The sequence below is a fragment of the Amycolatopsis camponoti genome, assembly GCF_902497555.1.
GTDB lineage: Bacteria > Actinomycetota > Actinomycetes > Mycobacteriales > Pseudonocardiaceae > Amycolatopsis > Amycolatopsis camponoti.
Genome location: NZ_CABVGP010000004.1, coordinates 24,076 through 50,755, shown reverse-complemented (window position 1 = coordinate 50,755; position 26,680 = coordinate 24,076). Strand labels below are relative to the sequence as shown.

Sequence of the window (26,680 nt, the reverse complement as noted above, 5' to 3'; positions counted from 1 at the left end):
ACCACCTCCCGCCGTCAACGCGTGCCCTTATATCGCTCGCGGCGGCCGAAGCGTTGCCGACGAGTGCACCACAAGGTGCGTGTCCTCTTCGGACGTGGGCTTGGGCATCGAGAGCTTCGGACATCGCCGAACTCCTCGTGTAACGCCTGGCCCCCATCGAGGCACTGAGTCTGCCGTCACCACTCTTTCGACGGCACAGTGTCCCCGAGTCTGGAAGGCGTCACATGACCGAAAACGGCTGGCACCGGGTCGACCCGGCGGACGTGCCGGATGACGGCCGGGTTCGCAGCGTCACGATCGACGGACGCAGCGTCGCGCTGTCCCGGTGCGGCGCGCGGCTGGGCGCGCTCGAGAACCGCTGCCCGCACCAGGGCGGCCCACTCGGCGAAGGCTCGATCGAGAAAGGCCTGCTGCGCTGCCCGTGGCACGGCTACGACTACGACCCGATCTCCGGGCTGCCCCCGGAGGGGTTTTCCGACGGCGTCGCGACCTACCCGGTCGAGCAGCGCGAGGACGGCGTGTTCGTCCGGCTGCCGGACCCGCCGACGGCCGTGCGCACGGTCGCGGACGTGCTGGTCGAGACGCTCGTCGCCTGGGGCGTGACCCACGTGTTCGGCATGGTCGGGCACTCCAACCTGGGGTTCGCCGAGGCACTGCGCCGCGCGGAGGACCGCGGCGAGCTCACCTACGTCGGCATCCGGCACGAGGGCGCCGCGGCCTTCGCCGCGAGCGCGTACGGCAAGCTGACCGGCCGCCCGGCGGCCTGCTTCGCGATCGCCGGCCCCGGCTCGACGAACCTGCTCACCGGGCTCTACGACGCGAAGCTGGACGGCGCGCCGGCACTCGCGATCTCCGGGCAGGTGCCGTCCAAGGTGCTCGGCCGCGGCGCGTTCCAGGACGTCGACCTGTCCGCGGTGTTCCGGGACGTCGCCGTGTCGACCACGACCGTCCACAGTGGCAGCGACCACGCCGAGCTCGCGGCGCTCGCGGTCAAGCACGCCCTCGACCACCGCGGGGTCGCCCACCTCGTGCTGCCCGACGAGGTCCAGGTCCAGCCCAGCGACGCGCCCGCGTCCACTCCGGACGGACGAGCGGCCGACCGCCGGATCCGGCCGGAAGGTTCCGCCGTCGAAGCCGCCGCCGCAGTGGTCCGGGACGCTCGCCGGCCGGTCGTGATCGCCGGTCACGGCGCGCGGGGCGCCGAAACCGAGGTCCGGCTGCTCGCCGAGACGCTCACCGCGCCCGTTCTCACGACGTTCAAGGCGAAAGGCCTGGTCCCGGACACCCACCCGCTCGGCGCCGGGGTGCTCGGCCGCAGCGGCACACCGGTCGCGAGCTGGCTGATGAACGAGGCCGACCTGCTGATCGTCGTCGGCGCGTCGTTCTCGAGCCACACCGGGATCGCCGCCTACAAGCCGATCCTGCAGATCGACGACGAGCCCGCCGCGATCGGCCGGTTCGACGCGGTGACGAGGTCCCTGCTCGGCGACGCCCGGCTCACGGTCGCCGCGCTGACCGCCGCGCTCGGCGAGACGAAAGCCGAGGACCAGCGCCGGGACGTCGCGGCACGGTGGGAGATCTGGCGAGCCGAAAAGGCCCGCCGGGTACGGGACGACCGGGGGCGCGGGGTGGCCGCCGCGGCGGTGTTCGACGCGCTGTCCCGGCACCTGCCCGCCGACGCCGTGGTGACCGTCGACGTCGGCAACCACGCCTACTCGCTCGGCCGCTACCTCGAGTCGCGGGGCCAGCCGGTGCTGATGTCGGGCTACCTCGGCTCGATCGGGTTCGGCTACCCGGCGGCGCTCGGCGCGTGGGCGGCCGCACCCGGCCGGCCGATCGTCGCGGTCACCGGCGACGGCGGGTTCGGGCAGTACGCCACCGAGCTCACCACCGCCGTCAAGTACGGCATCCCGGTCAAGCACGTGCTGCTGAACAACAACGCCCTCGGCAAGATCAGCAAGGAGCAGCTCGCCGGGGACTACCCGGTCTGGCAGACCTCGCTGCGCAACCCCGACTGGGCCGCCTACGCCGGCTTGTGCGGTGCCACCGGCATCCGCGTCACTTCCCGGGACCAGCTCGACGACGCCATGAGAAGCCTGTTCGCCACCGACGGACCCGTCCTGCTCTGCGTCGAGCAGGACGCCGAACTCCTCTGACCGGAAGGAAAACCATGCCGACCTACGGCGACCTGCGCGCACTGTTCGTCAACTGCACGCTCAAGCGCTCCCCCGAGCGCAGCAACACCGAAGGGCTGATCGACGTCAGCCGCGGCATCATGGAGAAGAACGGCGTCACCGTCGAGGTGCTGCGGGCGATCGACCACGACATCGCGATCGGCGTCTGGCCCGACATGACCGAGCACGGCTGGGAAACCGACGCCTGGCCGGGCATCTACGAAAAAGTCATGGCCGCCGACATCCTCGTCATCGCGGGCCCGATCTGGCTGGGCGACAACAGCTCCGTCACCAAGCAGGTCATCGAGCGGCTCTACGCCTGCTCGCACCTGCTCAACGACGCCGGGCAATACGCCTATTACGGCCGGGTCGGCGGCTGCCTGATCACCGGCAACGAAGACGGGGTCAAGCATTGCGCCATGAACGTCCTCTACAGCCTCCAGCACCTCGGCTACACCGTCCCGCCGCAGGCGGACGCGGGCTGGATCGGCGAGGCCGGCCCCGGACCGTCCTACCTGGACCCCGGCTCCGGCGGACCGGAGAACGACTTCACCAACCGCAACACCACGTTCATGACCTGGAACCTGCTCCACCTGGCCCGCATGCTCAAGGACGCGGGCGGCATCCCGGCGCACGGCAACCAGCGCAGCGAATGGGACGCCGGCTGCCGCTTCGACTTCGCCAACCCCGAATACCGCTGAGCTCGCGATGCCCGGCGTCGAGTTCGTGAACCTGTTCGCGGTGGCCGCGATCGCGCTCGTCGCGCCCCTGGTGACGGCGCTCGTCCCGAAACTGCGCGTCCCGGCGGTCGTGCTGGAGATCGTGCTCGGGATCGTCGCCGGGCCGTCCGTGCTGGGCTGGGTCGAAGCCGACGTGCCGGTGGAGATCGCCGCCCTGCTCGGCTTGGCGTTCCTGCTGTTCCTCGCCGGGCTGGAGATCGACGTGCACCGGCTGCGCGGGCGGGCACTGCGGCTGGCGCTGCTCGGCTACGGCGTCACGCTCGCGCTCGGCCTGGCCGCCGGAGCCGGGTTCGGCGCGGCGGGCTGGGTGAAGAGCCCGCTCCTGATCGCCGTGGCACTCTCGGCGACGTCACTCGGCCTGGTCGTGCCGGTGCTCAAGGACGCCGGGCAGGCCGAAACGGCGCTCGGGCAGGCGATCATCGCCGCCTGCTCGGTCGCCGACTTCGCCGCCGTCGTACTGTTGTCGCTGCTGTTCTCGGCGTCCGGGGGCAGCACCGGCGGGCGGCTGGTGCTGCTGGTGGCGTTCGCGCTGCTGGTCGCGGCGACGGCGGTCGTCGTGTCGCTGGCCGGGAGGTCGCGGCGGCTCGGCGCGACCCTGACCAGGCTGCAGGACACCACCGCCGAGATCCGGGTCCGCGCGGCGGTGGTGCTGCTGGTCGCGTTCGTCGCGCTCGCGGAGGCGTTCGGGCTGGAGAGCATCCTCGGCGCGTTCCTCGCCGGCGCCGTGGTCGGGCTGCTCGACCGGGACGCCGCGTCGCACCCGCGGTTCCGGGTCAAGCTGGACGCCATCGGCTACGGCTTCCTCATCCCGGTGTTCTTCGTCGCCGGCGGGCTGCGGCTCGACCTCGGTGGGTTGCTGGCCGACCCGGCGGCGCCGGTGCGAATTCCCCTCTTCCTGGTGGCCCTGCTGATCGCCCGCGGCGTCCCGGCGCTGCTGTACACCCGGGAGTTCGGCCGGCGCCCGGCGGCCGCGGCGGCGCTGCTGCAGGCGACGTCGTTGCCGTTCCTGGTCACCGTTTCCCAGATCGGCGTGCTGACCGGGTCGATGTCCCCGGCGACCGCGGCGGGGCTCGTGTGCGCGGGCCTGCTGTCGGTGCTCGCCTTCCCCGCGGGCGCCCTTTCGCTGCTGCGCGGCCGGAAGGCGGCCGTAAGGTGACGGTCATCCTTTTGCCCGCCTGCCGCCGTTATATTCGCCTGGTGACCAAGCTGCCGCCGGAGGACGAGCTGATCGCCGCCGTCCGCCGGGGCGACGACGCGACGTTCGCCGCGGTGCTCGACGCGTGGTCGGCGCCGATGCTCCGGCTGGCCCGCTCGTTCGTGTCCACCCGCGCCTCCGCCGAGGAAGTCGTCCAGGAGACCTGGCTCGCCGTGCTCAAGGGCGTCGATGCCTTCGAGGGCAGGTCGGCGTTCAAGACCTGGGTCTTCCGGATCCTGGTCAACACCGCCAAGAAACGCGGCGTGGCCGAGCGCCGGAGCGTGCCGTGGACCAGCATCCTGCCCCAGGACGAGGACCACGGCCCGACCGTCGACCCGGCCCGGTTCCAGGGCACCGGCGGCGGCTACCCCGGCCACTGGCGCGAAGCCCCGGCCGCGTGGGCGTCGCCGGAGGACACCGCGCTCGTCCTCGAGATCCGCGAGGTGATCACCACCGTTCTCGACGAGCTCCCCGCGCGGCAGCGCGCGGTGCTGAGCCTGCGCGACGTCGGGGACTACACCGCCGAAGAGGTCTGTGCGATGCTGCGGATCTCGGCGGCCAACCAGCGCGTCCTGCTGCACCGGGCCCGCGCCGCCGTCCGGGAGCGGCTGGCGGTGTACTTGGCGACGGGGGCGAGGACGTGAACTGCGACGAATTCGTCGAACTGGTCACCGCGTTCCTCGACGACGCCCTCGACCCCGGCACCGAAGCACGCTTCATCGACCACCTCGCGCTTTGCGAAGGCTGCGAACGCTACCTCGACCAGTTCCGCACGACCATCGGCGAACTCGGGCGGCTGCCACCGGAAACCCTCTCGCCCGAGACCCGTGACGCCGTCCTCACCGCCTTCCGCGACTGGCACCGCGGGTGACGCGGACAGCGCGATGTCGTAGTAGAACTGGCGCAGTACCGAAAGCTGCTTGGGTAGGCTTCCTCAAGCGCGCCGTGGCCGCGGCCGCGAGCAGGAACACGACGGCCTCGTAACCCATCGCCGCGTCCAGTGCCCCGGCGGCGTAGGCGATCCCCGCCAGGGCCACGCCGAGTGTGCCGCCGAGTTGCTGCGCGGTGGGCAGCAACCCCGACACGGAACTGGCCACGGGCACCGGAACCCGTTTCAAGACAAGGGAAAACGCCGATGCCGTGAAGACGCCGAACGCGAAGCCGCCGCCCCCGAGCACCGCCCACAGGAGCGGCGCCGGCCCGGCCAGCACCGGAATGAGCAGCAGCGACACCGCGGCCAAGCCGGCGGACGCGGCGGCGAGCGCCGCGGCGCCGAACCGGCGTGCCGCGGCTTCGGCGACCGCGCTGCCCAGCAGAGCGCCGATCGCGTACGGCGCGACGGTCAACGCCGTCACCAGCGGGCCGCGGTGCAGCGCGCCCTGCAGGTGCAAGGAAAGCAGCAGGCTGAACGACGGGATGCCGGCGTTGAAGAGGAACACCGCACCGATGCCCCATCGGGTCGTCGACGCGGTCAGCGCTTCCGGCCGCACCAAGGGGAAGCGCACTCGGCGTTGTGCCGCGGCGAAGGCGGCGAGCAGGCCCAGCCCCAGGGCCAGGCTCGCCCACGTCCAGGCCGGCCAGCCCGCGTCCTGGCCGAGGGTCAGCGGCAGCACGAGCAGGATCAGCCCGGTCAGCGACAACGCTGCGCCGACGGGATCCACCCGGCTCGCGTCCGCCGGGCCGCGCCCGCCGGGGAGTATCCGGACCAGGGCCAGCGACACGACGCCCACCGGCACCGGCAGGGCCAGTGCCAGCCGCCAGCCCAGCCCGAACGGGTCGAAGTGCAGCAGGACGCCGCAGCACAGCGGGCCGGCCAGCGAGGCCACGGCCATCGTCGCCCCGTATCGGCCCAGGACCCCGGCCCGCCGGTCCGCGGGCACCGCGGTCTGGATCAGCGACAGGATCTGCGGCGCGACCAGGCCGCTGCCGACGCCCTGCACCAGCCGGGCGACCACGAGGGTCCCGGCGGCCGGCGCGGCGGCCGCGGCCAGCGACGCCAGCGTGAACACGGCCGTGCCGATGACGAACACCCGCCGGTAGCCGAACCGGTCGCCGAGCCGGGCCGCGGTGATCAGCGCGCACGCGTAGGTCAGCGTGTAGCCGACCAGCGCGAGCTGGCCCGCGCCCGAGCCGGCGGCGAGGTCGTGGCGGATGCGCGGGACGGCGAGCTGCATCACGGTGACGCTCATCAGCTGGACGAACGTCCCCGACAGCAGCACGGCTTGCGCGGCGGGCCTCATGCCTGCTTCGCGATCCGGCCGAGGAGCTCGGCGAGCTCGGCCGGGCGGGTCAGGAACGGCGAGTGCCCGCCGGGCAGGGAGTGCACCGCGAACGGGCGCTCCGGGGTCAGGCGGTCGGCTTCGGCGATCATCAGGTCCTGGGTGGCCGGCGGCAGCGCCAGGTCGTCGGTCAGCCGGATGTAGCTGCGCGGCACCCGGCCCCACCGTCCGGCGGTCACCGGGTACGCCCCGGCGAGCGACGCCATCGGTTCGTCGGGGTGCAGCGTCAGGCGCCAGCCCGGCCGGTCCGCGGGCCAGTCGGTCAGGAACGCCCGCCGGATCGCCTCGACCTCGGCGGGGTCGGGCGAGAGCGGGTTGATCCGGAAGGCGCCGAGAACTTCGGGGTCGCCGGTCCGGGGTGCGTGGGCGGCACCGGCGTTGACCGGGTCCGTCACGTATTCGCCGAAGCGCGGCCGTCCGGCGGGCACGAACGCCGACAGGTAGACGACGTGGTCGACCAGGTCGGGGTGCCGCTCGACCACGGCCGACGCCGGGCCGCCGCCCGCGCTGTGCGCGACGAGGACCACGCTGGTGAACCGGCGGCGCACCTCGGCGAGGTCGGCGATCAGGGCGTCGACGAGCACCTCGGTGGTCAGCCCGGCGAGCGCGGAGGGCTCGGTCGCCAGCCCGGGCTGGCCGGGCCGGAGGTACCCGGACGGCAGCGGCGCGGTCACGCCGTGCCCGGGGAGGTCGACGGCGACGCCGGTGATGCCTTGCGCGGCCAGTGCGCGCTGGGTGGCGGCCCAGTGCAGTGAGGAGTGCCAGGCACCGTGAACGAGCACGCAAGCGGTGGTTCCAGTCATGAGGTCCACCCCACCGCGTGACGAGTGCGCTATCCACTTTCATAGCTGAATCCGCCTCGCGCGATATCCTGAAAATATGGAGTCCCGTCACCTCCGCTACGCGCTCGCGCTGGCCGAGCACCAGCACTTCGGCCGTGCGGCCGCGTCCCTCGGCATCGCCCAGCCGCCGCTGTCCACCCAGATCGCGGCCGTCGAACGCGAGGTCGGCGAGCGGCTGTTCGACCGCACGCCCCGCGGGGTGTTCCCGACCGCGGCCGGCACCGCGTTCCTGGCCCGGGCCCGGCGGGCGCTGGGCGAGATGACGGCCGCCGCGGTCGAAGCCGGCCGCGCGGCCCGCGGCGAGACGGGACAGCTGCGCATGGGCTTCATCGGCTCGGCCCTGCTCGACCCGTTGCCCGGCGTTCTGGGCCGGTTCCGCAGGGCCCGGCCGGACGTCCGGCTCGACCTGCGGGAAGTGAACAGCCCGGACGGGACGGCCGCACTGGTCGCGGGCGAACTCGACGTCGCGGTCGGCCGCGGCACCCCGCGCGGCGCGCGGGTGGACGGCCTGGTGACCGTCCCCATCGGCGCCGACCACCTGGTCGCCGTCGTCGGCACCGCCCACCCCTTCGCCGGCCGCGCGGAGATCCGGCTCGAGCAGCTCGCGGCCGAGCGTCTGATCATGTCGGCGCCGACGCAGGAACCCGCCGTGGCCGCGCGCCTGCACGACCTGTTCGGCGCCGGCGCGGCCGCGCTGGACGCCGCCACGGTGTCCCGGGACATCCACACGATCATCGGCCTGGCGGCGTGCGACGTCGGCGTCGGCCTCGGCCCGGCCCGGATGCGGCTGGTCACCCGCAAGGACGTCTGGTTCTGCGACATCGCCCCGCGCGTCCGCCTCCCGGACTTGCAGCTGTCGTTCCGCGCGGCCGACGACTCCCCGGTGCTCGCGGCGTTCCTGGACATCGTCCGCGCCAACTGCGCCGAAGTCGGCTCCCGCCTCGACGACGTCCTCGCCCGCCGCGAAGCCCGGTCGGTCAAGCCGTAGTCACCTGGTGCGGACGCTCCCCCGGCTCGGGCAGCGCGTGGGTCAGCAGACCCGGAACTGCGCGGTCAGCCCGTGCAGGGCGAGCGGCCTGCCGTCGGGGCCCGGTTCGAAGCTGATCAGGGTGTAGGTGCCGGGCCGCAGCGCCACCAGGGACATGACGTCGGAGCCGTTGTCCTGGCCGACGGTGGTGACCTGGCCCGGCGTCAGCTTGCCGTTGAACAGGTCGGCGGCGGTGGCGCCGTCGGGAAGGCGGAACAGGATCGCCTCGTGGCGCTGCGCGCCGGACTGGTGGAAGCGCAGCACCACCTTGCCGCCGGGCGCGCGCACGACCGGGGTGTCGGGCCGGTAGTAGTAGTCGCCGACCTCGATGCCGAGGGTGGCCGCGTCCGGCGGCACGGGCGGGGCCAGCGGTTCGAGCTTGTTGACCTTCAGGTGGCCGTCGGGGTCGGGCCACCAGTTCCAGCGTTCGTGGGCGAGCTTGTGGCCGTAGGCGAGGTAGGTGCCTTCGGTGCTGACGCTGCCGTCCGGGTAGGCGGTCACGTCGAGGGTGCGCATCCGATCGATGCGCAGGCCGCCGAGCACCCTGGGCACGGCCGCGTAGCTGTCCTGGTGCATGAACGTGGTGATGAAGTGCACGGTGAACAACGTCGCCGCCGGGTTGGCGGCGAGGTCGTCCGGCTTGGCGGGGTCACCGGCGTCGACGCAGGCGACGAAGTTGCGGATGCCGGCGCGCACCCGTGCGGCGGTGGCCGGGTCCGCCGGGCGGCCCGCCCCGGCCGGCGCCGCGGCGCTCGCGGGGTCCACGGTCCACGGGCCCGGTGCCGGAGCCGTGCACGTCGTCGTCGCGTCGGCCGCGACCGGCGTCGCCACCACGGTCGAGATCCCCAGTGCCGTGGCCGCGAACAGGTGGGACAAACGCATGGCCGTGCTCCTTCCCCTCGAGTACCGCCAGGCTAGGAACAGCGGACCCGTTGTCGCTTCGGGGATCCCCCTGAACCGGCCCCTTCCGGGTAGCGCGGTCCCGGCTCGGGGGTCACCACTGAGCCGAGCCTCCGCCTGCCGGCGGTGGAGATGGCAGCCCCAGGTGGCCGGTCCGTCGTTATCGGTTACCCCACAAGACGTAGTCCACCACCACTTCGCCCGACGAGCGCGAATCGGAGAACGTGAACACCGCGAGGTTCCCGCTCGTCGTCAGAGCGCAGACCGATCGACCGGACGCGGTACCGCTGCGCGGCACTCGGCTGAGCCTCAGTTCCGAGGGACATCCGTCCGGCCGGGTGTCCGTTCGGCCGGAAAGCGCGAGCGCGGTATCGGAAACCGCACTGATACCGGTGCTGTCGACGACTATGTCGGCACCCTCGCCCGCGAAACCGGTCTTGCCCGTGTCGAAGTCGTATCCGGTCGACGTTCCCAAGGAAACACGATCGGCGGCCAGTTCCGTGAGCCCGGGCGACGGCGGCGTTCCCGTCGACCGAGTGGGCGCGGTCGAACCCGGCGTCTCCGCGGAAGAAGGTGAGGTGGCCTGCGGAACCGAGCTCGAGAGTGGCGGCGTCGCGGTCGGCTGCGGTGGCGAGTCGTGCCCGCCCCACAAGGCGACCCCTCCGGCCACGGCCAAGCACAGAACACCGAGGGCGGCGGTCACCTTGATCCCGGCCGGGGTCAGCGGGCCGTGCACGTTGAGCGGCGGGAGCCTGAGGGCACCACTCGTGCCGGCGGCGAGGAGCAGCGCGACGGCGATCACGAACACGGCCAGAGCCGACGGGTCGGACCACCCGCTCATCCAGCGGGCTCCCCGCTCTTCGCGCTCCCGGCGTCGGCACGAGCACGCGCGGGGCCCCGGCCGAGCCCTGAGTTCCTGACGCAGCTCAGGGCCAGTACCACCAGGACCATCGCCGCCCAGCCCGGCCACCTGGCCGCGGTCGACAAGAGCAAGTAGAGGTGCACGCCGGCCGTGCCGGCGAAGACGAAGGCGAGAAGCAGCCACCCGAACCGACTCGGTGTGACCCGTGTTGCACGCTGTGACATGGGGCGTCTCCTCAATCAGGAGCTAGGTCGTCCCCCGGCTCGCCGGAGTTACAACCGGCGCGAAACTGGGCTGCTACCAGCGGAAACGAGGTCACCCCACGCTCTCTGCCATTCGGGACACCGGCCTGAGCGGGCATTGCGGGGCGACGCGCCGGCGTCGCCCCGCAAGCGACCGCTTGCTACTGGATCAGGAACGGCGCCGACACGTCCACCGTGTACGGCGTCGTGCTGTTCTTGTCCAGCTGCAGCACATAACTGCCCGGCACCACGGCCGGCGGGCCGGACGCGTTGATGTCCGGTGCGCTTTCGGCCAATGCGGACGCCGGGAAGGACACGCGCACGACCTGGGACCGGCCCGGTTCGAGCGTCACCCGCGCGAAGCCGACCAGCCGTTGTGGCGGGACGACCACCGGGCTCACCGGCTGGGCCACGTACACCGGCACGATGTCGGTGCCGGCGCGGGTTCCGGTGTTGGTGACGGTGAACGTCGCGGTGGCCGTGCCGCCGCGCGCGACCTTCGGCGTCACCGCCAGGTTCGTGTGGGTGAACGTCGTGTACGACAGGCCGTAGCCGAACGGGAATTGCGGGTTGTACGCGTTGCCCGGACCGGACGCGGTGCTGGGCAGCTGGTCGAAGAACTTCGGCTGGTCCCCCAGCGGGGACGGGGCCGTGCCGGCGAAGTCGGCGCCGACGGCCGGCGCGTCGGACGGCCAGCTGATCGGCAGCTTGCCCGCGGGGTTCGTCTTGCCGAACAGCACATCCGCCACCGCCGTGCCGGTTTCCGTGCTGCCCTGGTAGGCCATCAGCACCGCGTTCGCCTTCTCCGCGGGGCCCAGCCCGACCGGCCGGCCCGCGACGACCACGACGATCACCGGCTTGCCGGTCGCCTCCAGTGCCGAGATGAGGGCCTGCTGGTCGGGCGCCAGGGCCGGCGCCGGGTTGTCGCCCAGCCCTTCCGCGTAGGCCTTCTCCCCCACCACCGCCACATAGGCACTGGTGCCGGCCGCCGCCGCGACGGCGCTGGCTTGATCCGGCGCGTAGACCGCGCCCGGGTTCGCGGCCCGGATGCCGCCCAGCACGGTGGTGCCCGGCGGAATCTGGTTCTCGGGGCCCATGCAGCACACGTGGCCGGCACCCGCCACGCCCTGCCAGCTCACGCTCCAGCCGCCGAGCTGGTTGGTCATCGAGTCCGCGCTCGGGCCGGTCACCACGACCTTCGCGCCCGCCGGCAACGGCAACGCGTTGTTCTCGTTGCGCAGCAAGGTGATCGACTCCCGCGCGGCCTTCAGCGTCTGATCGCGGCCCGCCGTGACGGCCGCGTTGGCGGCGTTCGCGTCGACGCACGGTTTCGCCGGGTCGGCCACGCACGGCTGGTCGAACAGGCCGAGCTGGAACTTCAGCGTGAGGATGCGGCGCACGGCCTGGTCGATCCGCGCGCGCGAGATCTTGCCCGTGTCGACGGCCTGCAGGATCGCGGCCTGCCAGCCGGCCGGGTCGGAGACCTGCATGCTCATGTCGACGCCCGCGTTCACGGCGGCGGCGATGGCACCCGGGAGATCCGCCGCGATGTGATAGGCGGTCTGCAACGCGGTGACGTCCTGGTAGTCGCTGATCACGACACCCTGGAAGTGCATCTGGTCGCGCAGGACGTCGGTCAGCAGGTAGTGCGACGAGGTGGCGGGAACCCCGTTGATCGAACCGGAGTTGACCATCACCGTGCCGGCGCCCGCGTCGATCCCCGCCGCGTACGGCGGCAGGATGGTCGTCTGGAGGTAGTTCATCGGGAGCAGCGCCTCGGCCCGGTCGTGGCCGTTGACCGACTGCGAGTAGCCGGCGAAGTGCTTGACCGTCGCGCTGACGTTCAGCTCACCGCGCTTGCCGGGCGTCTGCATGCCCTTGATGTTCGCGGCGCCCATCGCGGCCGACAGGGCCGGCTGCTCGGCCCACGTCTCGTAGGTGCGGCCCCACCGGTTGTCGCGCGCGATGTCCTGGACCGGGGCGAAGTTCCAGGTCCAGCCGGTGGCGCGCAGGGCGTCCGCGGTCGCCTTGCCACCCGCCTGGGCGAGCGCGGGGTCCCAGGTGGCGCCCATGCCGATGGACTGCGGGAACAGCGGCGCCTGCCACGGGTGACCGAAGCCGTGCACCGCGTCGACGCCGAACACCACCGGCAGGTGCAGGCGCGAGTTCTTGATCGCGAACTGCTGGATGATGTTGTACTCGGTGGCCCAGTCGTAGCCGGTGTTGCCCACGCCGCCCTTGCCCGTGGTGTCGACCGGATTCTCGGTGCCGCCCGCGAGAATCGAACCGACGTTGGCGTCGACCAGTATTTTTCGCATGCATTCGGGATTGGGTAGATTGAATCCGTTGTTCCCGCACGTCGCGCTGTTCGCATCGGTCAGCGTGGTGACCAGCTGCTGGTCCATCTGGCCGACCTTCTCGGGCAGCGTCATCGCGTGAAGCAGCGTCTCCACCCGCGCCGGCACCGGGCGGTGGGTGTCCAGCCAGGGCGCGGCGCCCAGGTCGATGGCGGCACTGCTACTGGCGGTGAACGCGGGAACCGCCAGCAGGACCGTCGCTGCGAGCACCGTGACGGTGGCGCGGGTACTGGGTCTGTGGTTGCGGAACACCTGACCTCCTTCAGCCGTGGTCGGCACGGACCGGCCGGATGGATGCGAGCGCACGGTAGGCGCCTTCCGCCCGGGCTGTAAAGCGCCGAACGGCGGCCGGACGTCCGTGGTTCACGCCTTGAAGTAAGCGGTATCCCGGTCGAGGGACGCGGGTGGCCTGTCGGCGAGGCCGTCCCGCGCGACGTGCCACGTGATCGCGCGGTCGCGAAGGGCCCGGTCCGGAGCCGATCGGGGAAGTACACTGTGGACTTACCGGCGCCGGATGCCCGCGATCAGGTTTTCCCAGTTCTCGTGGGCGATCCGCGCCCGGTCGGCGTCGCTGATCGGTGCGGTCGCCACGAATCTCCGGGCGGAACCGCCGTGCTCGCGGTTGAACGGGTGGTCCGAGGCGTACATGATCCGGTCCGCGCCCACCGTCTCGAGGCTCCACCGCAGGTACCGGTGGCTGGCGATGCCGCCCGGGGTGATGAAGACGTTCGTGCGGAAGTACTCCGCGATCGGGCGCTCCAGCCCGGTCACCGCGTCGAGGGCCGCCACGCGGTCGAGGTAGAACAGCACGACCTCGCCCCAGTGCCCCAGGATCAGCCGCAGCCCCGGGAACCGGTCGAAGACCCCGGCGACGATCAGCCGGAGCGCGGTCAGCCCGGCGTCGTAGTGCCAGCCGAACGTCCCGGTGGCCAGCAGCTCGTCCACCGGGCCGCCGAACCGCCGGTAGCAGGCCTCGGTGACCGCCGGGACCGGCACGCTCGGGTGCAGGTACACCGGGGCACGCAGGTCCTCGGCGGCCTCGAAGATGTCCCAGAAGCGGAACTCGTCGAGGGCCTGGCCGCGGGAGTTCGCGTTCACCAGCGCCCCGTCGAACCCGAGGTCCACCACGGCCCGCCGCAGCTCGTCGGCCGCCGCCGAGGGCGTGGACGTCGCCAGGGCCGCGAACCCCCGGAACCGCCCGGGAAACCGGCCGACGGCGTCGGCGAGGACGTCGTTGGTGGGACGTTGCAGCGCGAGGGCTTCGGCGGGGTCGAGGTCCTGCAAGCCGGGCGTCGTGAGCGACAGCACGGCGGTGTCGATCCCGGCGTCGTCCATCGCGGCGACGCGGCCTTCGCCGAGGTCGAGCAACGCGGCACTGCCGACGGCCCGGCTCATCATCGGCGCGGCGAGCGCCGGGTCGTGCCGCCGCCACGCCGCGACCACGTCGGCCGTGGCGAAGTGCTCCTCGAGCCCGTAGAGCCTCACCGGATGGTCTTGAGCGCGCCGGCCCAGGATTCGAGCTGGTCGAACAGCACCGACGCGGCGGCGTCGTGCATCGGGGACGGGCTGAACTCGGCGAAGTTCTCGAAGTCGGTGAAGAGCGAGAACGACAGCTGCTGGCGCACGTGGGCCAGCTGCAGCTCACTGGAGATCGCCCGCAGGTGCTCGATGGCGCGGGCGCCGCCGAGCGCGCCGTAGGAGACGAAGGCGGCGGCCTTGTTGTTCCACTCGGCGTAGAGGTAGTCGATGGCGTTCTTCAGGACGCCCGAGGTGGAGTGGTTGTACTCGGGGGTGACGAAGACGAACCCGTCGAACGCCGCGATCGTGGCGGACCAGGCCTTGGTGTGGTCGTTGGCGTAGACGCCCCGGCTGGCGGACACGGCTTCGTCCAGGTGCGGCAGCGGGTGGTCGAGCAGGTCGATGAGCTCGTAGTCGACGTCCGGCCGTTCCTTGGCCTTGGCCAGCACCCACCTCGCCACGGCTTCGCCCTTCCGGCCGGGACGGGTGCTGCCGAGGATGATCGCGATCTTCACAGGAAGTCCTCTCACTTGAATGTTCAAGTGAGACGCTAGCACGATGACATGAATTTTCAAGTCAGCTAGACTGCGGCGATGACGGAACCCGGGCAGCGCTGGCTCACGAGCGACGAGCTGTCGGCGTGGCGCGCCTTCATGCGGCTCACCCAGCGGCTGCCGGCGTCCCTGGAGGCGCAGCTGCAGCGCGACGCGCGGCTGAGCTTCCTCGAGTACTACGTGCTCGCGCACCTGTCGGAGCAGCCGGACCGCCGGGCGCGGATGAGCGACCTGGCGGCCTTGGCGAACACGGAGCTGTCTCGGCTGTCCCACCTGATCGGCCGCCTGGAGAAGCGCGGCTTCGCCTGCCGGGAACCGGATCCGGGCAACGGCCGGTACACGCGAGCGATCCTGACGGACGCGGGCTTCGCGCACCTGGAGTCGGTCGCGCCCGGGCACGTCGAACGGGTACGGGAGCTGTTCGCCGACGCCCTGACCCCGGCGGAGCTGCGTACGCTGCGCCGGATCGCGGACAAGGTGCTCGCCCGCGTCGACGACCAAGCCGAATAGCGCCGGAGACTCGCCGGTCCGCCGGCGAGTCTCCGGCGTGGTGGCCGGCAGTTCGTCCGCTACCAGGTCACCGGGAGCCGGTAGAGGCCGTAGATGTGCGCGTCGTCCTTGAACGGCAGCTCGTCGACGTCCATCGCCAGTTCGAGAGTGGGGACGCGGCGGAACAGCGTGTCGAAGACGATCCGCAGTTCCATCCGGGCCAGGTTCTGGCCCAGGCACTGGTGCGGCCCGAAGCCGAACGCGACGTGGTGGCGCGCGCCGCGCTCGATGTCGAGCTCGTCCGGGTTCTCGAACGCCCGGGGGTCCCGGTTGGCCGAATACCCGAGCGCCAGCACTCCTTCGCCGGCACGGATCAGCCGGCCGCCGACCTCGATGTCCCCGACGCACAGCCGGGCGGTCGCCACGTCGATGATCGTGAAGTACCGCAGCATCTCCTCGACCGCGTCGAGCGTCTTGCCCGGGTCGGCCTTGATCATCGCGAGCTGGTCCGGGGCGCGCAGAAATGCCAGGGTCGACAGCGAGATCATGTTCGCCGTCGTCTCGTGGCCGGCCACGAGCAGCAGGAGACCCATGCCGGCCAACGCTTTCCGCCGGTAGGTGCCGTCCGCGCGCAGCTTGACGATCTGCCGCCCGAGCAGGTCGTCCGGCGGGTTCCGTTCCTTCTCCGCGACGAGGTCGGCCAGGTAGCCCTGGAGGACCGCCATGGCCGCCCACGCCTCCTCGGGCGACGTCGACTGCTTGAACACCTTCACCGTCTGTTCCTGGAAGAACTCGTGGTCGGCGTAAGGCACACCCAGCATCTCGCAGATCACCAGTGACGGAACCGGCAGCGACAGCGACTCCACCAGGTCACCGGGCCGCGGCCCGGCCAGCAGCGCGTCGATCCGCTCGTCGACGATCTCCTGGATCCGCGGCCGCAGCGCCGCCAACCGGCGCACCGTGAACTCGCCGAGGACGGCCTTGCGCGCCGGCCCGTGCTCGGGCGCGTCCATCGCGATCAGCATGCGCTCCTCGTCCGGCCGCCGGGTCGCGGCCTCGCCCTTGACCAGCGCCGGGAAATCCGGATGCTGCCGGTCGGCGCTGAACCGCCGGTCGTTCAACACGGTTCGCACGTCTTCGTGACGGCTGATCACCCAGGCCCACCCGCCGTCGGGCAGGCGAACCCGTGAGACCGGCTCTCGTTCGCGGATCTCTTCGTACGCCGGCGGCGGCACGAACGGGCACGTACGGGCCAGGGGGAACTCGTGCTTCCCGGTGGTGGTCATGACTTTCCTTCCACGACGTCACGGACGGGCGACAGAGGCCGGCCGGCACGGGCGAAGAGCGGTTCCGCCGCTTCCAGTCGTGGTGCCGAGATGCCCAGCCGCCGCGCTTCGGCCAGGACGTCCCGGCAGACCGCACGCGGCTCCTCGGCGTCGGGGTCGTCGTGCGCCGCGAGGCTCACGCGCGCGGGCGGGACATGAGTGGTCAGCCAGGCGAGCGCGGGGGCCGTCAGCCAGGTGGGCGCCCGGAACGGCAGCAGACCGCCCCGGTGCCGTCGCAGGTCGACGCCGCGCGCCTGGAGGAGCGGCAGCAACTCACGGCCGGCCAGCAGCGCCTCGCGCAGGTCGCCCCGTGCCCCGACCAGTTCGGACAGGGAACCCCGCCGCAGGCCCTGCGAGAACATGCCGGCATCCGAGACGAAATGGACCCACAGCCAGCCGCGGAAGTCGGGCCGCTCCTTGATCCGGAGCCCGGCTTCGCGAAACGCCTGGCGCACGGCCTGTTCCCGATCGGTCGGGGGCCGCCCGAGGGTGCCGAAGACGACCGACGGCAACAGTCCCCCGTGGAGCACGCCGTCCGCGTCGAAACCGCCGCCGGCCTGGGGAAAGCCCCAGGCGATGCGGTCGGGTGGGAGCGCGCCGACCGCGGCGAGCGGCTCGGTCCAGAGGTTGCCGAAGACCAGCACCGTGGCCCGGCCGACCCGCGGGGACAGGAAGGCCGTCGCCTCCGGGAGGCGGTGGTGCGGCACGCTGAGCACGATCAGGTCGAAGTCGTGGTCCGGCTCCAGCGCCTCGCGGTAGCGCACCGGCCACTTCTCGGCGACGCGTCGCCCCCACACCCGGCGCCGCATGTCGAACAGGTCGAGGTCCACCGCGTCCCCGTACGTCGCGGCGCGGCCCGGCCGGACGTAGAACTCGACGTCGTGCCCGGCCCGTTGCAGGGTCCAGCCGTAGATGGTGGCGATCACGCCTCGGCCGAACATCAGGATCTTCACATGGCACCTCGTGGGGTACGATTGATTTGGAGATCATCTCCACTTTCCAAAATATGGAGGTCATCTCCATTTGTCAACGCGAGGGAGCGCATGACCGCCGACAAGCCGCTGCGGGCCGACGCCCAGCGCAAGCGTGCAGCCCTGCTCGCCACGGCCCGGGAGGTCTTCGACGCCGGAGGCTTCTTCGACCTGCGCTTCGATGACTTCGCCCGCCTGGCCGGGGTGGGCACCGGCACGCTGTACCGCCACTTCCCCACCCGGGAGGCACTGGCCGAGGCCGTCTACCACGGAGAAGTCGCCACGCTGTGCGACCGCGCCCGCCGGCTACAGGCCACGCTGCCCGCGGCGGAGGCGCTGGCGACCTTCCTCCGCGGCATGGTCGACCACATAGCCGCCCACGAGGGCCTCGCCCGGACGCTGGCCACGCTCTGGGCCGATCGCTCGGGTGCCCTCGCCGAAGGCAGCCGGGCGCTGGAACAGGCGGTCACCGACCTGGTGGCCGCCGGCGTGCGGGACGGCGCCATCCGCGACGACGTGGACGCCGGCGCCGTCATGATGGCGCTGCACGGCATCGGCGCGGCCCACGACCGCCCCGAGTGGCGGGCCGAGGCCGACGACGTCATCACCCTCGTGCTGGACGGGCTGCGCCGACCGCGCTCGGACGGATAGCTCGCGCGGTTCGCCGGCTCGTTCTCAGTGCTGGAGCGACTGGGTGCCGAGGACGGCGGCGAGAGCCAGGCGGTCGGCGTCCTCGGTGCCGGGCTCGGCGGTGTACACGCTGATGCGCAGGTCGTCCAAGGCGACGAGCAGCGTGTCGCAGTCGAGGGTGATCGGGCCGACCGCCGGGTGGTCGATGATCTTGCGCCGGGACGGGTCGGCCACCGACGGCGGGGCTTCGGCATCCCACAGTTCGGCGAACCGCGGGCTGCCGGCGGCCAGGTCCGCGAGCAGGCGCCGCAGCGCGCGGTCGGCGGGGTAGCGCGACGCGGTCAGGCGCAGGTCGGCGACGAGCCGGGCTTCGTGTTCGGCCTGTTCCCGCGGGCTGTGCACGACCCGCGAGGGCAGCCGGGCGACGTTGCGCCACACGGCGTTGCGTTCCAGCCCGCGCCAGGTGGTCGTGTCGCCCATGAGCGCGTCGTACGGCGCGTTGGCCAGCACGAGCGTCCAGGTGGCGTCGTAGACCACCACCGGCGTGTGCGACAGCCGGTCGAGCAGCCGCTGCACGCTCGGGGTGACCCGCGACGGCACGACGTCCGGGCCCGGCGCGGCGTGCCCGGCCAGCCGGTAGAGCAGGTCACGTTCGGTGTCGGCCAGGCGCAGCGCGCGGGCCAGCGACTCCACGACCTGCGTCGACGGCGCGGTCGCGCGTCCCTGCTCGAGGCGGGTCAGGTAGTCGGCCGAGATGCCGGCGAGCGCGGCCAGTTCTTCCCGGCGCAACCCGCTGGCCCGCCGCCGCCGGCCCGCCGGGACACCGACGGCCTCGGGGACCACCCGGTCGCGCCAGCGGCGCACCGTCCGGCCGAACTCCCACGCTTCCACGCAGTCCATTCTGGACGAGCGGGCACCGGTTGTCCTGGCCCTGGCAGTCCTACGAAAACCGGACGACTGGCTGCGCCCCGGCCGTGCTCGCAGCCTGGAGCCATGACCGAACCCGGAACCGTCCTCATCACCGGCCCCACGCGCAACCTGGGCCGTCACGCCGTGCTGGCCATGGCCGGCCGCCCGGACGGGCAGCGACCCGACCTGCTGCTCGTCGGCCGCGCCGGGCGCGACCTGACCGCGGTCACCGACGAGGCCCGTGCCCTCGGGGCGCACGCCATCGAAATCGGCTGCGACCTGGCGAGCCTGGCCGACGTCCGGGCCGCCGCGGCGACCGCCCGCGGCCTGCTCGCCGACGGCGCTGTCCGTCCGCTACGCGCGCTGGTCGCCAACGCGGGCACCATGTCGGCCGACACCCGGCGGGCCTCGGCCGACGGCTACGAGCTCACCTTCGCCGTCAACCACCTCGCCCACGCGCAGCTCATCGGCGACCTGATCGGCTCGTTCACCGCCCCGGCGCGGGTCGTGCTGGTCGGCTCGAACACCTACCACGCCAACTTCTGGCGCAAGCTGCTGCACGTGGCCGAGGCCGAGTGGGCCGACCCCGTCGAGCTCGCCCGCCCGGCCGGTGGCGAAGAGAACCCGGGCATGGCGGCCTCCGGCGTCGCCTACTCCAACGCCAAGCTCGCAGTTCTCTATTACGCCCACGAACTGCAGCGTCAGGCCGGCCCGGGGATCAGCGTGTCGGTGTTCGAGCCAGGCTGGATGCCCGGCACCGCGCTGGGCCGCGGCGCCCCCGCGGCGTTCCAGGCGATGAGCCGCGCCCTCGGCCGGATTCCCGGCGTCTCGACACCGCAGCGCTCGGGGCCCCTGCTGGCCGCGATGGCGGTCGATGACGAGTGGGCGCACCTGCGTGACGGCGCGTTCGTGGTGAAGACCAAGCTGACCGAGGTCCAGCCGGTCGCCCACGACCGCGGCCGCGAGCGCCGCCTGTGGGAGGCGACCGCCGAACTGGCGCACCACGCGGACGCATCGCGTACGCCGGACGCCGAGGTCTGACGGGACGAGCCCGGCACGGGGTGTCCGGAATGGACGGCCCGCAGGTGCGGTAGCAGGGTCGCCGATCTGCTGAGTGCCGGCCGGGCCGGAATCGGCGTGGTGTATCGTCAGTGGTGTCCGAGAGCATTTCGTGCGCGAGTGGTCAAACCTGCGCCGTCCTCGGCCCCAATCCGGTCGATGTCCGCAGCCGGGGACGGGAGCACCGACATGCCGTCGGGCTCGAGCTCCACCCACTCCACACCACCGGACGCGCGACCGCGCCTGCGGCTGAAGCCATCGCTGCCTGCCTCGGGACCCGCCGACGACAGTGCGCCCTCGCTCGCCTTGGGCAGCACCGCCGGCCGCTTACCACTGTCCGCCTGACGTACGCCACTTCCGGTGGCGTCCACGAGAGGAACCCCCATCACTGCTTCCACAATGGACAGTTCGCTGTCCAGCCACCCCGTCGCCGAGGAACCCCGCCCCGGCGCACTCACCGCGCCCCAGGACGACCGGTACGGCAAGCTGTTCCGCCAGCCGGTCTTCACCCCGCCCGCCGGACTCGTTCCGCGCCGGCGCGGCGCGGCGGACCCAGGGGCACCCGACCCGTCCGGCCGCCGGTGACGGCGGCTCTCGGGATGGCGTGCGCCGCGTGCCCGCACGCCGCGGACTCCCACGATGTGATCGCACGCCGTTTCTGCACGGCCACCGTGGCGGGTGGGTTCCACCGCGGATGCGTCTGCGTCGGCGGGCACGACGAACCAGTGAAGGACAGAACATGACCACGGACACGGCCTTCGTCTCCCGGTACGACTTGCGCGTCAAGCTGGTGCAGGATGTGTTGAAGGAGAACACGAAGCTCTCCGACGACCGCTGCCAGGAACTCGCGGTGCGCCTGCTGCACACCATCGACAACACGCCGGAACGCGTGCGGTAACCGTCGCGAACAGCGCTCACCGGGTGAGCACCTCGGGACACGAGCGCCCTCGCTCTGCTCGAGCAGTTGGACCACGGGTACCGCGGAGCCGACCGATCGCCTCGGGCATCCGGTCCACCTCGACCACCCGAGCTCCTGCTTCCCGCCATCGAGGGCATCGAGGCGGTCGGCCGCGCGCTCGCCCCGCGTGACTGCCAGGTCGTTGCCGACCACCTCGACGCGGTCCTGCAGGCGATGTCCGCCTCCGGCATGATCAGCCGGCGGGTGCGGGAGGTGAGCCCGTCGGCGATCATGCCGGAGGCGGACATCCGCCTCGCCGAGTTTTCGAACGTCACCTCGACGTGATCACCGGTGTCGTCGAGCCCGGTGATCCGGTGACCGAAGCAATATTCGGTCCAGTCTCGGTTGTTCTCGTAGAGGATCCGGGACAGCTCGCCGCGCAGGATCTCCAGCTCCGCTGTCGCGCCGTCGACGCCGGTCGCCGATCGGGGAAATCGGCGATCGACCGGCCACGGCGGTCGAGGATCTCGGTGCCCTTCTTCATCGGTGTGGGAGGCGAGCATCGTCTGCTCGAGCCCCATCCGGCGCACGACTTCACGCCCCGCGCCGCGGACATCGATGTTGTGCCCGGTGTCGTGACGGTGGCTGTCCTTAAGTCGGGGAAGGCGAACCAGCGCGAACCTCGTCGAACGAGGACGTATCAGCAGCGAGAATCGCGCCCCTTACCCGTCACAGGGACCGAAGGGGCAGACTCGATGAGAACCCGGAACAAGGCCGAAGACGCCGGTGAGAGCAGCGGCGATCACGGATTTGGCGGCATCGGCGATCCGTCACTGCAGACGACGTTGCAGTGGCTGAAGCAGATGTTCGACAGCATCAAGATCAATCCGCGTCTCCGGGTCGAGAAGATCGTCGACTTCGAGGACGTCATCCGGTACTTCGTCGAGGGCCACCCGGGCGACCCCAAGATCACCGCGGGCGCGCTGCTCAGGATGCCGCACCCGAACGGCGACCTGCTCTTCCAGGTGTTCCTCGACGAAGCCGACCACATCTGCCTGGACGAAGGAGGTCATCCGTATGGCCGAAGAATGGTGGCGAAGTCCCTCGATCGCGAACTCGGTCAGCGATTATCGGATGCCGACCTGGTCATCTTCAGATAGGACCGGAATGTCAACAAACACGATAGTGCTGTCCGTGACCGTCGGAGCCGGTGCGGCACTGGCCCTCCTGGGATTTCTGCTGGCGGCCAGGCGAAGGCGGATCGCCAAGGGGGTCAGCATGGCCGACCTCAAGCAATGGTTTCGGAGAAAGGGATAGTCGATGGTGGAACCCATCTCACTCACCTTGGCGATCGCGGCATTCGTCGGGCCGATCGTCGTGGCTCTCGTAGTCCTGACCATCGGCAAGATCATCGACTGGTTCACCGCACGCCGGCGGATCCCCCAGACCAACCGGGACGTGATCGGCGTCGTTCTGGCGAAGCGGCTGAACGACAAGGACTACGTGGAGGTGCCCGGCGTCTTCTCCCGCAACCGCTCCAGCACTCAGCTCGTGCAGGCGTTCTACGACCAGCGCAGCGGCACGGTACTGGACGCGCGGGCGATCTCTTCATCGCGCACCTCCGATCGAGAGTTGATCAGGAAGACGGCCGAAGGCGACGGAATGATCGTGTTCACCTAGGAAGCCGGTATTCATGGAACCGATAACGCTCATCCTGCTCGCTTTGCTCGCCGGCGCCGGAACTGCGGCAATCGTTGTCGACGTCCTGTCCTGGCGGACGGTCGACAGCTTCATCATGGCCCAGCCGACGACCAGCGGATCGGCCGAGATCATCAAGAACCGGCTGGCATCGGGTAGATACCAGGTCGTCGCCGGCGTCTTTTCGCCTCTCGGCACCAAGGTCGCCACGCGGTCCTGGGAGGCGAGCACCCTGGAACCACTCTTGCAAAACCGATTCGGAAACCGAGATGCCATCAAGATCACGTTCTGATCATCGTCCCCGAGAAGGAGAGCCACGGTGGAATCGAAGACATCTGACTTCTTCCTCGAGGGCACCATTCCGAATGTCGACCCCACCGACCTGGCGATGTTCCGAGTGAGACTGCTCGAGCTGATTTCGACCATGGTCCGCCGGAACCGGACGGGCCCCTTCGCGATCACGGCCGGCTACGGATCCCCCCAACCGGCGCCGAGAGCACCGGAGCCGGTCCAGGCCGCCGGCGTCCACCCGGCGCCCAACCGCCAGGGGAGCTTGACGCCGGCCGAACCCCAGTGGCGGTTCGACCAGTTGGTGCTGCCCGGGGAAACGACGGAGATGCTGCTCGACTGCCTTGCCTTCGTCCAGGTCGCCCCGACGGTCTTCGACAGGTGGAATCTCCGGTCGATCGAGCCCCACCCGTCGGTGGCGATCAACTTCCGCGGGCCGCCCGGCACCGGGAAGACGATGGCGGCCCACGCGGTCGCCCATCGGCTGAACCGCGGCATCATCATGAGCAGATTGTCCGACCTGGAGAGCAAGTACCACGGAGACGGCCCGAAGAACGTGGTGAACTTGTTCGAGTCCGCCGCCGCGCAAAACGCCGTTCTGTTCGTCGACGAGGCCGAGTCCCTGTTGTCCCGGCGGTTTTCGCAACCGGACCAGGCCGCCGAAAGTGCGATCAACTCCATGCGGACCGAGCTGCTGATGGCCCTCGACGCCTTCGACGGTCTGGTCATCTTCGCCACGAACCTCCAGGGCAGCTACGACACGGCGATCTCCTCCCGGCTGACCCACGTCGACTTCCACCTGCCCGGTCGGCAAGCCCGCAAGGAGATCTGGAGCAAGCACCTCCCGGCGGAGCTTCCGCTGGCCGCCGACGTCGATGTGGATGCGCTCGCCGCTATCGACGGCGTGACCGGCCGGGACATCAAGGAAGCAGTTCTCCGCGCGGCCGTCTCGGCCGCACGACGGGGAATGCAGGAGCTGTCGATGGAGTTGCTGACCTGTCAGATCCGGCGAATCCGGTCGACCGGCGCCGACGATGTCCAGCCGGCGACCGGTGCCCCCGACCTCGTGGCGACGAAGGCGGAAATCGACGCCAGGCTGACCAGCCGGGAGCCGACGAACACCAGCGTGGTGACACCGAAGGCGAGCCGGGTCTAGCCACACCTCGCGGACGGCATGCGGCGGGCCAGCCAGAAATCGGCCGACGGGAACCTGGTTTCCCAGCCGTAGCTCTCCGAGTATTGCCGGGCGTAGTCCACGGCCAGGCCTTCGACCAGCTGTGCATAAGGCGATCGGCGACCGGTGAGCAGAGCGTCGTCCGCCGCTTTCGCCATCCGCAGTGCCGATGTGACGCCACCGGAAGAAAGCGGGTCCATGGCCAGCGCCGCGTCGCCGGCCGCCAGCCAGCCCGGTCCGGCGCAGGGGTGCAGCCGATGAGCCGCCGCGCTGACGACCCGGACGGGACCTGTCGCGCGACCGGCAGTGACCGGCCCGATGTGCTCCGCGGCCGCCGCCGCGGCCGCCCACCCTTCCGGGGTACCCAGTTCCATCCGCGCCGCTATCGGCGCGTCGGTGAAGCAGGCGACGATCCGCTGGCCGTCCGGCAGCGGAGCCGTGTACCACCAGCCGTGCTCCACCGCCTCGACGAAGGTGTCTCGAAGCAGCTCATCGGCCCGCTGCGGGAACATCCGCGCCGCGCAGACCAGCTTGTCCGACCGGATGTGCCTGGCGCCGAGCCCGCGTGAGATCCGGGCCGCCCGGCCGGTGGCGTCCACGATCGCGGCCGCCCGGGCCGGGATCTCCGCGTCGATGTCGAACCCGCCCACCGCCCGGCGCACCCGGCGCACCCTGGCCGGGAGCAGCGTCGCACCACTCTTTTCCGCGGCTTTCGAGATCATCCGGTCGAAGCGGGCCCGTTCGACGTGCCAGCCGTTGCCGTAGGGGCAGAAGAGAAACGACCGGGCCGTCACCTCGTCGCCGCCCCAGGCAGCAGCGGTTCCGTGAGACACCAGCGCGCCGAGCGCCACGAAATCGAGCCAGATCCGCAGCTCCCGCAGCAACGGGTTGATCGAAGGTGGCAAGGTTTCGCCCATCCGCACCTGGTCGTAAGCCGAAGGTTCGTACAACGCGACATCGACGCCCCGGCGCGCGAGCCGGAGAGCGATCGCCGCGCCGGCCGGCCCGCCGCCGATCACCGCGACGTCCAGGGACCTCATCGGTTTTCCGGATCGCTTTCCGTTTCGACCAGGCCTTCCTCCTGCTGCCGGGTGACGAATCCCATCTTGGCCCAGCCACCCGCGACGAACATGGGCCGGTTGAACGCGCGGTTCCAGGGTTCACGCGGGGCCGTGGCCGGGGAGCCCGTCACCCGGACCTGGTTGGGCCGGGCTCCAGGCCACCAGAAGCTGTCGCAGGCTTCGACATCCGCCTGCCACGGCAGTGCCATGCTCGCGGTGACCTCACCGGGCTCGACCGCGCCGTGGCTGAGCCGGAAGGACGGCTGCCCGCCGGCGAGGCGGATCGGCTCGTAGCGCTCGGGCCGCAGCAGGAGTTCTCCGGCCTCGAACCCGGGACACAGCGGGCCGCCGACGCAGTTCTCCAACGCCGCTTTGTCCATCCCGTCGGGGGTGACGCGGTCGGACACCCGTGGCCCGTCGAACCAATCGGCGTTCCACTCGGGTTCGATCCCGGCGTCCCCGCGCGCCCATTTGGCGATCATGCCCTTCTGGGTCGGCGTCAGCGGAAGGTCGAGGTCGGCCTTTTCGGCGTCCGATCGCAGCTTGGGCATGTGCCCCGCCCCGCCGCGCTGGGCGACGAGCCTGGCGATGACCGCCTGGGCCGGTCCGACGACCGGGTGCTGGAAGACGTGGTGCGGCCGGGTCTTGCCGTCCCTTTCGGTGGCGTGCGCCTGCGCGTTGACCCCGCCCGCGTCCATGGCCGCCTGGACGATGGGATAGATGTCTTCGACGTACGAATGCGGAGCGGATGCCGGCGGCGGAGCCAGCGCTTCGAGCATCTTGTCCCAGAGCCGGACCGCGTGGATGACCGGCGGGGCGAACTTCGGTGGTGCGACGATCACCCAAGCGCCCGCCGCCGTGTGTTCCTGGCCCGCGATCTTGACCTTGGCGGTGACCGGGCCGTCGGAGATGTCGTCGTACCAGCCATCGCTGTCGCCGGTGGGCGCGAGAGGCATTCCGGATGGAGATCTGGCGGCACCGAGCCCGCCGAAGACCAGCAGCCTGCCGGACTCGTCCGTGCGAATCTCGCCGAGCCGGACCTTTTCCGGCCGATGTCCCCGGAGCGTGAATTCCCCGTCGTCGAAGAACTCCTCCTCGCCGGTACCGCCGACGGACCGCGGTCCGGGGTCGATCACCAGGTCATCGAGCTCGGCATCCGAATAGCCGCTGTTGCGCGTCGAGGCGGGATCGAACTTCCGCGCCGCAGCCTTCGCGTTGACGAGGTGCACGGTCCATTCGATCTCGACGCCGGGCCCGGCCACCACCTCGGTCGGCACCTCGTGCTGGTCGTAGGCGAACAACCGGAATCGGGCGACCTGGCGCTTGATCCGGCCGTCGGTCTTGTATTTTCCGTCCTCCGGCGCGCTCCGATCCCACTTCCGTTCGGGACCGACGAAGAATTCTTTCGCACTGTTGCCGACCCGAGCGACGCCGATCGCGGGATGGATCCGAATCTCGGCAATGTCCATCGCGTACACCTCGAAAGAA

At 71.2% G+C, this 26,680-nt stretch carries 29 protein-coding genes; 17 read left to right on the top strand and 12 right to left on the bottom strand.

Going from position 1 to position 26,680, the window contains the following annotated elements:
* Window positions 1–224: 224 nt before the first annotated feature.
* The 5 genes from AA23TX_RS47145 to AA23TX_RS47125 are packed head-to-tail and all read left to right on the top strand — an operon-like array spanning window position 225 to window position 4,980.
* Window positions 225–2,156: a thiamine pyrophosphate-binding protein gene (locus AA23TX_RS47145; protein ID WP_155549566.1), complete on the top strand. Its 1,932-nt coding sequence runs from the start codon at window positions 225–227 to the stop codon at window positions 2,154–2,156.
* Window positions 2,157–2,170: 14 nt separating this feature from the next.
* Entirely contained in the window at window positions 2,171–2,875 is a 705-nt protein-coding gene (locus AA23TX_RS47140; protein WP_155549565.1) for a flavodoxin family protein, read from the top strand.
* A gap of 7 nt (window positions 2,876–2,882) precedes the next feature.
* Window positions 2,883–4,070 (top strand): cation:proton antiporter, encoded by a 1,188-nt coding sequence (locus tag AA23TX_RS47135; protein ID WP_155549564.1) that lies wholly within the window; start codon window positions 2,883–2,885, stop codon window positions 4,068–4,070.
* 41 nt (window positions 4,071–4,111) lie between these two features.
* The gene (locus AA23TX_RS47130) at window positions 4,112–4,753 is read left to right on the top strand and encodes an RNA polymerase sigma factor (RefSeq protein WP_196425941.1); all 642 of its coding nucleotides are present in this window, start codon (window positions 4,112–4,114) and stop codon (window positions 4,751–4,753) included.
* Window positions 4,750–4,980 carry an anti-sigma factor family protein gene (locus AA23TX_RS47125; RefSeq protein WP_155549562.1) on the top strand — a complete coding sequence of 77 codons (231 nt, stop codon included), beginning with the start codon at window positions 4,750–4,752 and terminating at the stop codon, window positions 4,978–4,980. The genes AA23TX_RS47130 and AA23TX_RS47125 overlap by 4 nt, the downstream gene beginning before the upstream one ends.
* On the opposite strand, the gene AA23TX_RS47120 is transcribed toward AA23TX_RS47125, so the two are convergent.
* Window positions 4,949–6,349, bottom strand: coding sequence for an MFS transporter (locus AA23TX_RS47120; protein ID WP_155549561.1), 1,401 nt, complete (start codon window positions 6,347–6,349; stop codon window positions 4,949–4,951). The two genes, AA23TX_RS47125 and AA23TX_RS47120, sit on opposite strands and share 32 nt — an antisense overlap.
* On the bottom strand, window positions 6,346–7,191 hold the full coding sequence (locus tag AA23TX_RS47115; protein ID WP_155549560.1) for an alpha/beta fold hydrolase: 846 nt from the start codon (window positions 7,189–7,191) through the stop codon (window positions 6,346–6,348). The genes AA23TX_RS47120 and AA23TX_RS47115 overlap by 4 nt, the downstream gene beginning before the upstream one ends.
* 76 nt (window positions 7,192–7,267) lie before the next feature.
* On the opposite strand from AA23TX_RS47115, the gene AA23TX_RS47110 reads away from it, so the two are divergent.
* Window positions 7,268–8,218, top strand: a complete 951-nt coding sequence (locus tag AA23TX_RS47110; RefSeq protein ID WP_155549559.1) for a LysR family transcriptional regulator — start codon at window positions 7,268–7,270, stop codon at window positions 8,216–8,218.
* Between the two features lie 42 nt (window positions 8,219–8,260).
* On the opposite strand, the gene AA23TX_RS47105 is transcribed toward AA23TX_RS47110, so the two are convergent.
* The 5 genes from AA23TX_RS47105 to AA23TX_RS47085 all read right to left on the bottom strand — a co-directional run bounded on the left by AA23TX_RS47105 (window position 8,261) and on the right by AA23TX_RS47085 (window position 14,651).
* Entirely contained in the window at window positions 8,261–9,139 is an 879-nt protein-coding gene (locus AA23TX_RS47105) for a hypothetical protein (protein WP_155549558.1), read from the bottom strand.
* A 178-nt stretch (window positions 9,140–9,317) separates the two neighbouring features.
* Window positions 9,318–9,998, bottom strand: a complete 681-nt coding sequence (locus tag AA23TX_RS47100; RefSeq protein ID WP_155549557.1) for a hypothetical protein — start codon at window positions 9,996–9,998, stop codon at window positions 9,318–9,320.
* A 424-nt stretch (window positions 9,999–10,422) separates the two neighbouring features.
* Window positions 10,423–12,870, bottom strand: a complete 2,448-nt coding sequence (locus tag AA23TX_RS47095) for a glycoside hydrolase family 3 N-terminal domain-containing protein (protein WP_155549556.1) — start codon at window positions 12,868–12,870, stop codon at window positions 10,423–10,425.
* A gap of 249 nt (window positions 12,871–13,119) precedes the next feature.
* Window positions 13,120–14,103 (bottom strand): amidohydrolase family protein, encoded by a 984-nt coding sequence (locus AA23TX_RS47090; protein WP_155549555.1) that lies wholly within the window; start codon window positions 14,101–14,103, stop codon window positions 13,120–13,122.
* Window positions 14,100–14,651, bottom strand: a complete 552-nt coding sequence (locus tag AA23TX_RS47085; protein ID WP_155549554.1) for an NADPH-dependent FMN reductase — start codon at window positions 14,649–14,651, stop codon at window positions 14,100–14,102. Before AA23TX_RS47085 ends, AA23TX_RS47090 begins: the two co-directional genes overlap by 4 nt.
* A 78-nt stretch (window positions 14,652–14,729) precedes the next feature.
* Here AA23TX_RS47085 and AA23TX_RS47080 point away from each other — a divergent pair, with 78 nt between their 5' ends.
* Window positions 14,730–15,200, top strand: coding sequence for a MarR family winged helix-turn-helix transcriptional regulator (locus AA23TX_RS47080; protein WP_155549553.1), 471 nt, complete (start codon window positions 14,730–14,732; stop codon window positions 15,198–15,200).
* A 59-nt stretch (window positions 15,201–15,259) separates the two neighbouring features.
* Here the strand turns inward: AA23TX_RS47080 and AA23TX_RS47075 are convergent, their stop codons facing one another.
* Both AA23TX_RS47075 and AA23TX_RS47070 read right to left on the bottom strand, forming a co-directional pair.
* A complete protein-coding gene (locus AA23TX_RS47075) occupies window positions 15,260–16,465 on the bottom strand; it encodes a cytochrome P450 (RefSeq protein ID WP_155549552.1) in 1,206 nt (401 codons plus the stop codon).
* A complete protein-coding gene (locus AA23TX_RS47070; protein ID WP_155549551.1) occupies window positions 16,462–17,457 on the bottom strand; it encodes a ketopantoate reductase family protein in 996 nt (331 codons plus the stop codon). Before AA23TX_RS47070 ends, AA23TX_RS47075 begins: the two co-directional genes overlap by 4 nt.
* Window positions 17,458–17,547: 90 nt before the next feature.
* Here AA23TX_RS47070 and AA23TX_RS47065 point away from each other — a divergent pair, with 90 nt between their 5' ends.
* The gene (locus AA23TX_RS47065) at window positions 17,548–18,126 is read left to right on the top strand and encodes a TetR/AcrR family transcriptional regulator (protein WP_155549550.1); all 579 of its coding nucleotides are present in this window, start codon (window positions 17,548–17,550) and stop codon (window positions 18,124–18,126) included.
* A gap of 24 nt (window positions 18,127–18,150) precedes the next feature.
* Here the strand turns inward: AA23TX_RS47065 and AA23TX_RS47060 are convergent, their stop codons facing one another.
* Window positions 18,151–19,005, bottom strand: a complete 855-nt coding sequence (locus AA23TX_RS47060; protein WP_230863116.1) for a helix-turn-helix transcriptional regulator — start codon at window positions 19,003–19,005, stop codon at window positions 18,151–18,153.
* Between the two features lie 93 nt (window positions 19,006–19,098).
* Between AA23TX_RS47060 and AA23TX_RS47055 the strand changes: the two genes are divergently transcribed.
* The 9 genes from AA23TX_RS47055 (at window position 19,099) to AA23TX_RS47025 (ending at window position 24,113) form a co-directional block, all read left to right on the top strand.
* Window positions 19,099–20,055 (top strand): SDR family NAD(P)-dependent oxidoreductase, encoded by a 957-nt coding sequence (locus AA23TX_RS47055; protein ID WP_155549548.1) that lies wholly within the window; start codon window positions 19,099–19,101, stop codon window positions 20,053–20,055.
* A gap of 417 nt (window positions 20,056–20,472) precedes the next feature.
* Complete coding sequence (locus tag AA23TX_RS47050; RefSeq protein ID WP_155549547.1) at window positions 20,473–20,658, top strand: hypothetical protein; 186 nt, start codon at window positions 20,473–20,475, stop codon at window positions 20,656–20,658.
* 14 nt (window positions 20,659–20,672) lie between these two features.
* A complete protein-coding gene (locus AA23TX_RS50890; RefSeq protein WP_196425971.1) occupies window positions 20,673–20,816 on the top strand; it encodes an RGCVC family protein in 144 nt (47 codons plus the stop codon).
* A complete protein-coding gene (locus tag AA23TX_RS49890) occupies window positions 20,813–20,971 on the top strand; it encodes a DUF6307 family protein (protein ID WP_196425940.1) in 159 nt (52 codons plus the stop codon). The genes AA23TX_RS50890 and AA23TX_RS49890 overlap by 4 nt, the downstream gene beginning before the upstream one ends.
* 66 nt (window positions 20,972–21,037) lie before the next feature.
* Window positions 21,038–21,316, top strand: a complete 279-nt coding sequence (locus tag AA23TX_RS47045) for a hypothetical protein (protein WP_155549546.1) — start codon at window positions 21,038–21,040, stop codon at window positions 21,314–21,316.
* The gene (locus tag AA23TX_RS47040; RefSeq protein ID WP_155549545.1) at window positions 21,313–22,131 is read left to right on the top strand and encodes a hypothetical protein; all 819 of its coding nucleotides are present in this window, start codon (window positions 21,313–21,315) and stop codon (window positions 22,129–22,131) included. The genes AA23TX_RS47045 and AA23TX_RS47040 overlap by 4 nt, the downstream gene beginning before the upstream one ends.
* A gap of 160 nt (window positions 22,132–22,291) precedes the next feature.
* Complete coding sequence (locus AA23TX_RS47035) at window positions 22,292–22,651, top strand: hypothetical protein (protein WP_155549544.1); 360 nt, start codon at window positions 22,292–22,294, stop codon at window positions 22,649–22,651.
* 13 nt (window positions 22,652–22,664) lie between these two features.
* Window positions 22,665–22,961, top strand: a complete 297-nt coding sequence (locus tag AA23TX_RS47030; RefSeq protein WP_155549543.1) for a hypothetical protein — start codon at window positions 22,665–22,667, stop codon at window positions 22,959–22,961.
* Between the two features lie 96 nt (window positions 22,962–23,057).
* On the top strand, window positions 23,058–24,113 hold the full coding sequence (locus AA23TX_RS47025; protein ID WP_155549542.1) for an ATP-binding protein: 1,056 nt from the start codon (window positions 23,058–23,060) through the stop codon (window positions 24,111–24,113).
* On the opposite strand, the gene AA23TX_RS47020 is transcribed toward AA23TX_RS47025, so the two are convergent.
* Window positions 24,110–25,171: an NAD(P)/FAD-dependent oxidoreductase gene (locus AA23TX_RS47020; protein WP_155549541.1), complete on the bottom strand. Its 1,062-nt coding sequence runs from the start codon at window positions 25,169–25,171 to the stop codon at window positions 24,110–24,112. The genes AA23TX_RS47025 and AA23TX_RS47020 overlap by 4 nt on opposite strands.
* On the bottom strand, window positions 25,168–26,661 hold the full coding sequence (locus AA23TX_RS47015) for a LodA/GoxA family CTQ-dependent oxidase (protein ID WP_155549540.1): 1,494 nt from the start codon (window positions 26,659–26,661) through the stop codon (window positions 25,168–25,170). Before AA23TX_RS47015 ends, AA23TX_RS47020 begins: the two co-directional genes overlap by 4 nt.
* Window positions 26,662–26,680: the final 19 nt, after the last annotated feature.

Bases quoted from the DNA above. Each gene is read 5' to 3' on its own strand.
- AA23TX_RS47115 (WP_155549560.1), bottom strand. From the start codon at position 7,191: ATGACTGGAACCACCGCTTGCGTGCTCGTTCACGGTGCCTGGCACTCC.
- AA23TX_RS47030 (WP_155549543.1), top strand. From the start codon at position 22,665: ATGGAACCGATAACGCTCATCCTGCTCGCTTTGCTCGCCGGCGCCGGA.
- AA23TX_RS47025 (WP_155549542.1), top strand. From the start codon at position 23,058: ATGTTCCGAGTGAGACTGCTCGAGCTGATTTCGACCATGGTCCGCCGG.
- AA23TX_RS47100 (WP_155549557.1), bottom strand. From the start codon at position 9,998: ATGAGCGGGTGGTCCGACCCGTCGGCTCTGGCCGTGTTCGTGATCGCC.
- AA23TX_RS47065 (WP_155549550.1), top strand. From the start codon at position 17,548: ATGACCGCCGACAAGCCGCTGCGGGCCGACGCCCAGCGCAAGCGTGCA.
- AA23TX_RS47145 (WP_155549566.1), top strand. From the start codon at position 225: ATGACCGAAAACGGCTGGCACCGGGTCGACCCGGCGGACGTGCCGGAT.
- AA23TX_RS47140 (WP_155549565.1), top strand. From the start codon at position 2,171: ATGCCGACCTACGGCGACCTGCGCGCACTGTTCGTCAACTGCACGCTC.
- AA23TX_RS47050 (WP_155549547.1), top strand. From the start codon at position 20,473: ATGGACAGTTCGCTGTCCAGCCACCCCGTCGCCGAGGAACCCCGCCCC.
- AA23TX_RS47020 (WP_155549541.1), bottom strand. From the start codon at position 25,171: ATGAGGTCCCTGGACGTCGCGGTGATCGGCGGCGGGCCGGCCGGCGCG.
- AA23TX_RS47105 (WP_155549558.1), bottom strand. From the start codon at position 9,139: ATGCGTTTGTCCCACCTGTTCGCGGCCACGGCACTGGGGATCTCGACC.
- AA23TX_RS47035 (WP_155549544.1), top strand. From the start codon at position 22,292: ATGGTGGAACCCATCTCACTCACCTTGGCGATCGCGGCATTCGTCGGG.
- AA23TX_RS47120 (WP_155549561.1), bottom strand. From the start codon at position 6,349: ATGAGGCCCGCCGCGCAAGCCGTGCTGCTGTCGGGGACGTTCGTCCAG.
- AA23TX_RS47060 (WP_230863116.1), bottom strand. From the start codon at position 19,005: ATGGACTGCGTGGAAGCGTGGGAGTTCGGCCGGACGGTGCGCCGCTGG.
- AA23TX_RS47075 (WP_155549552.1), bottom strand. From the start codon at position 16,465: ATGACCACCACCGGGAAGCACGAGTTCCCCCTGGCCCGTACGTGCCCG.
- AA23TX_RS50890 (WP_196425971.1), top strand. From the start codon at position 20,673: ATGGCGTGCGCCGCGTGCCCGCACGCCGCGGACTCCCACGATGTGATC.
- AA23TX_RS47080 (WP_155549553.1), top strand. From the start codon at position 14,730: ATGACGGAACCCGGGCAGCGCTGGCTCACGAGCGACGAGCTGTCGGCG.
- AA23TX_RS47055 (WP_155549548.1), top strand. From the start codon at position 19,099: ATGACCGAACCCGGAACCGTCCTCATCACCGGCCCCACGCGCAACCTG.
- AA23TX_RS47110 (WP_155549559.1), top strand. From the start codon at position 7,268: ATGGAGTCCCGTCACCTCCGCTACGCGCTCGCGCTGGCCGAGCACCAG.
- AA23TX_RS47135 (WP_155549564.1), top strand. From the start codon at position 2,883: ATGCCCGGCGTCGAGTTCGTGAACCTGTTCGCGGTGGCCGCGATCGCG.
- AA23TX_RS49890 (WP_196425940.1), top strand. From the start codon at position 20,813: ATGACCACGGACACGGCCTTCGTCTCCCGGTACGACTTGCGCGTCAAG.
- AA23TX_RS47015 (WP_155549540.1), bottom strand. From the start codon at position 26,661: ATGGACATTGCCGAGATTCGGATCCATCCCGCGATCGGCGTCGCTCGG.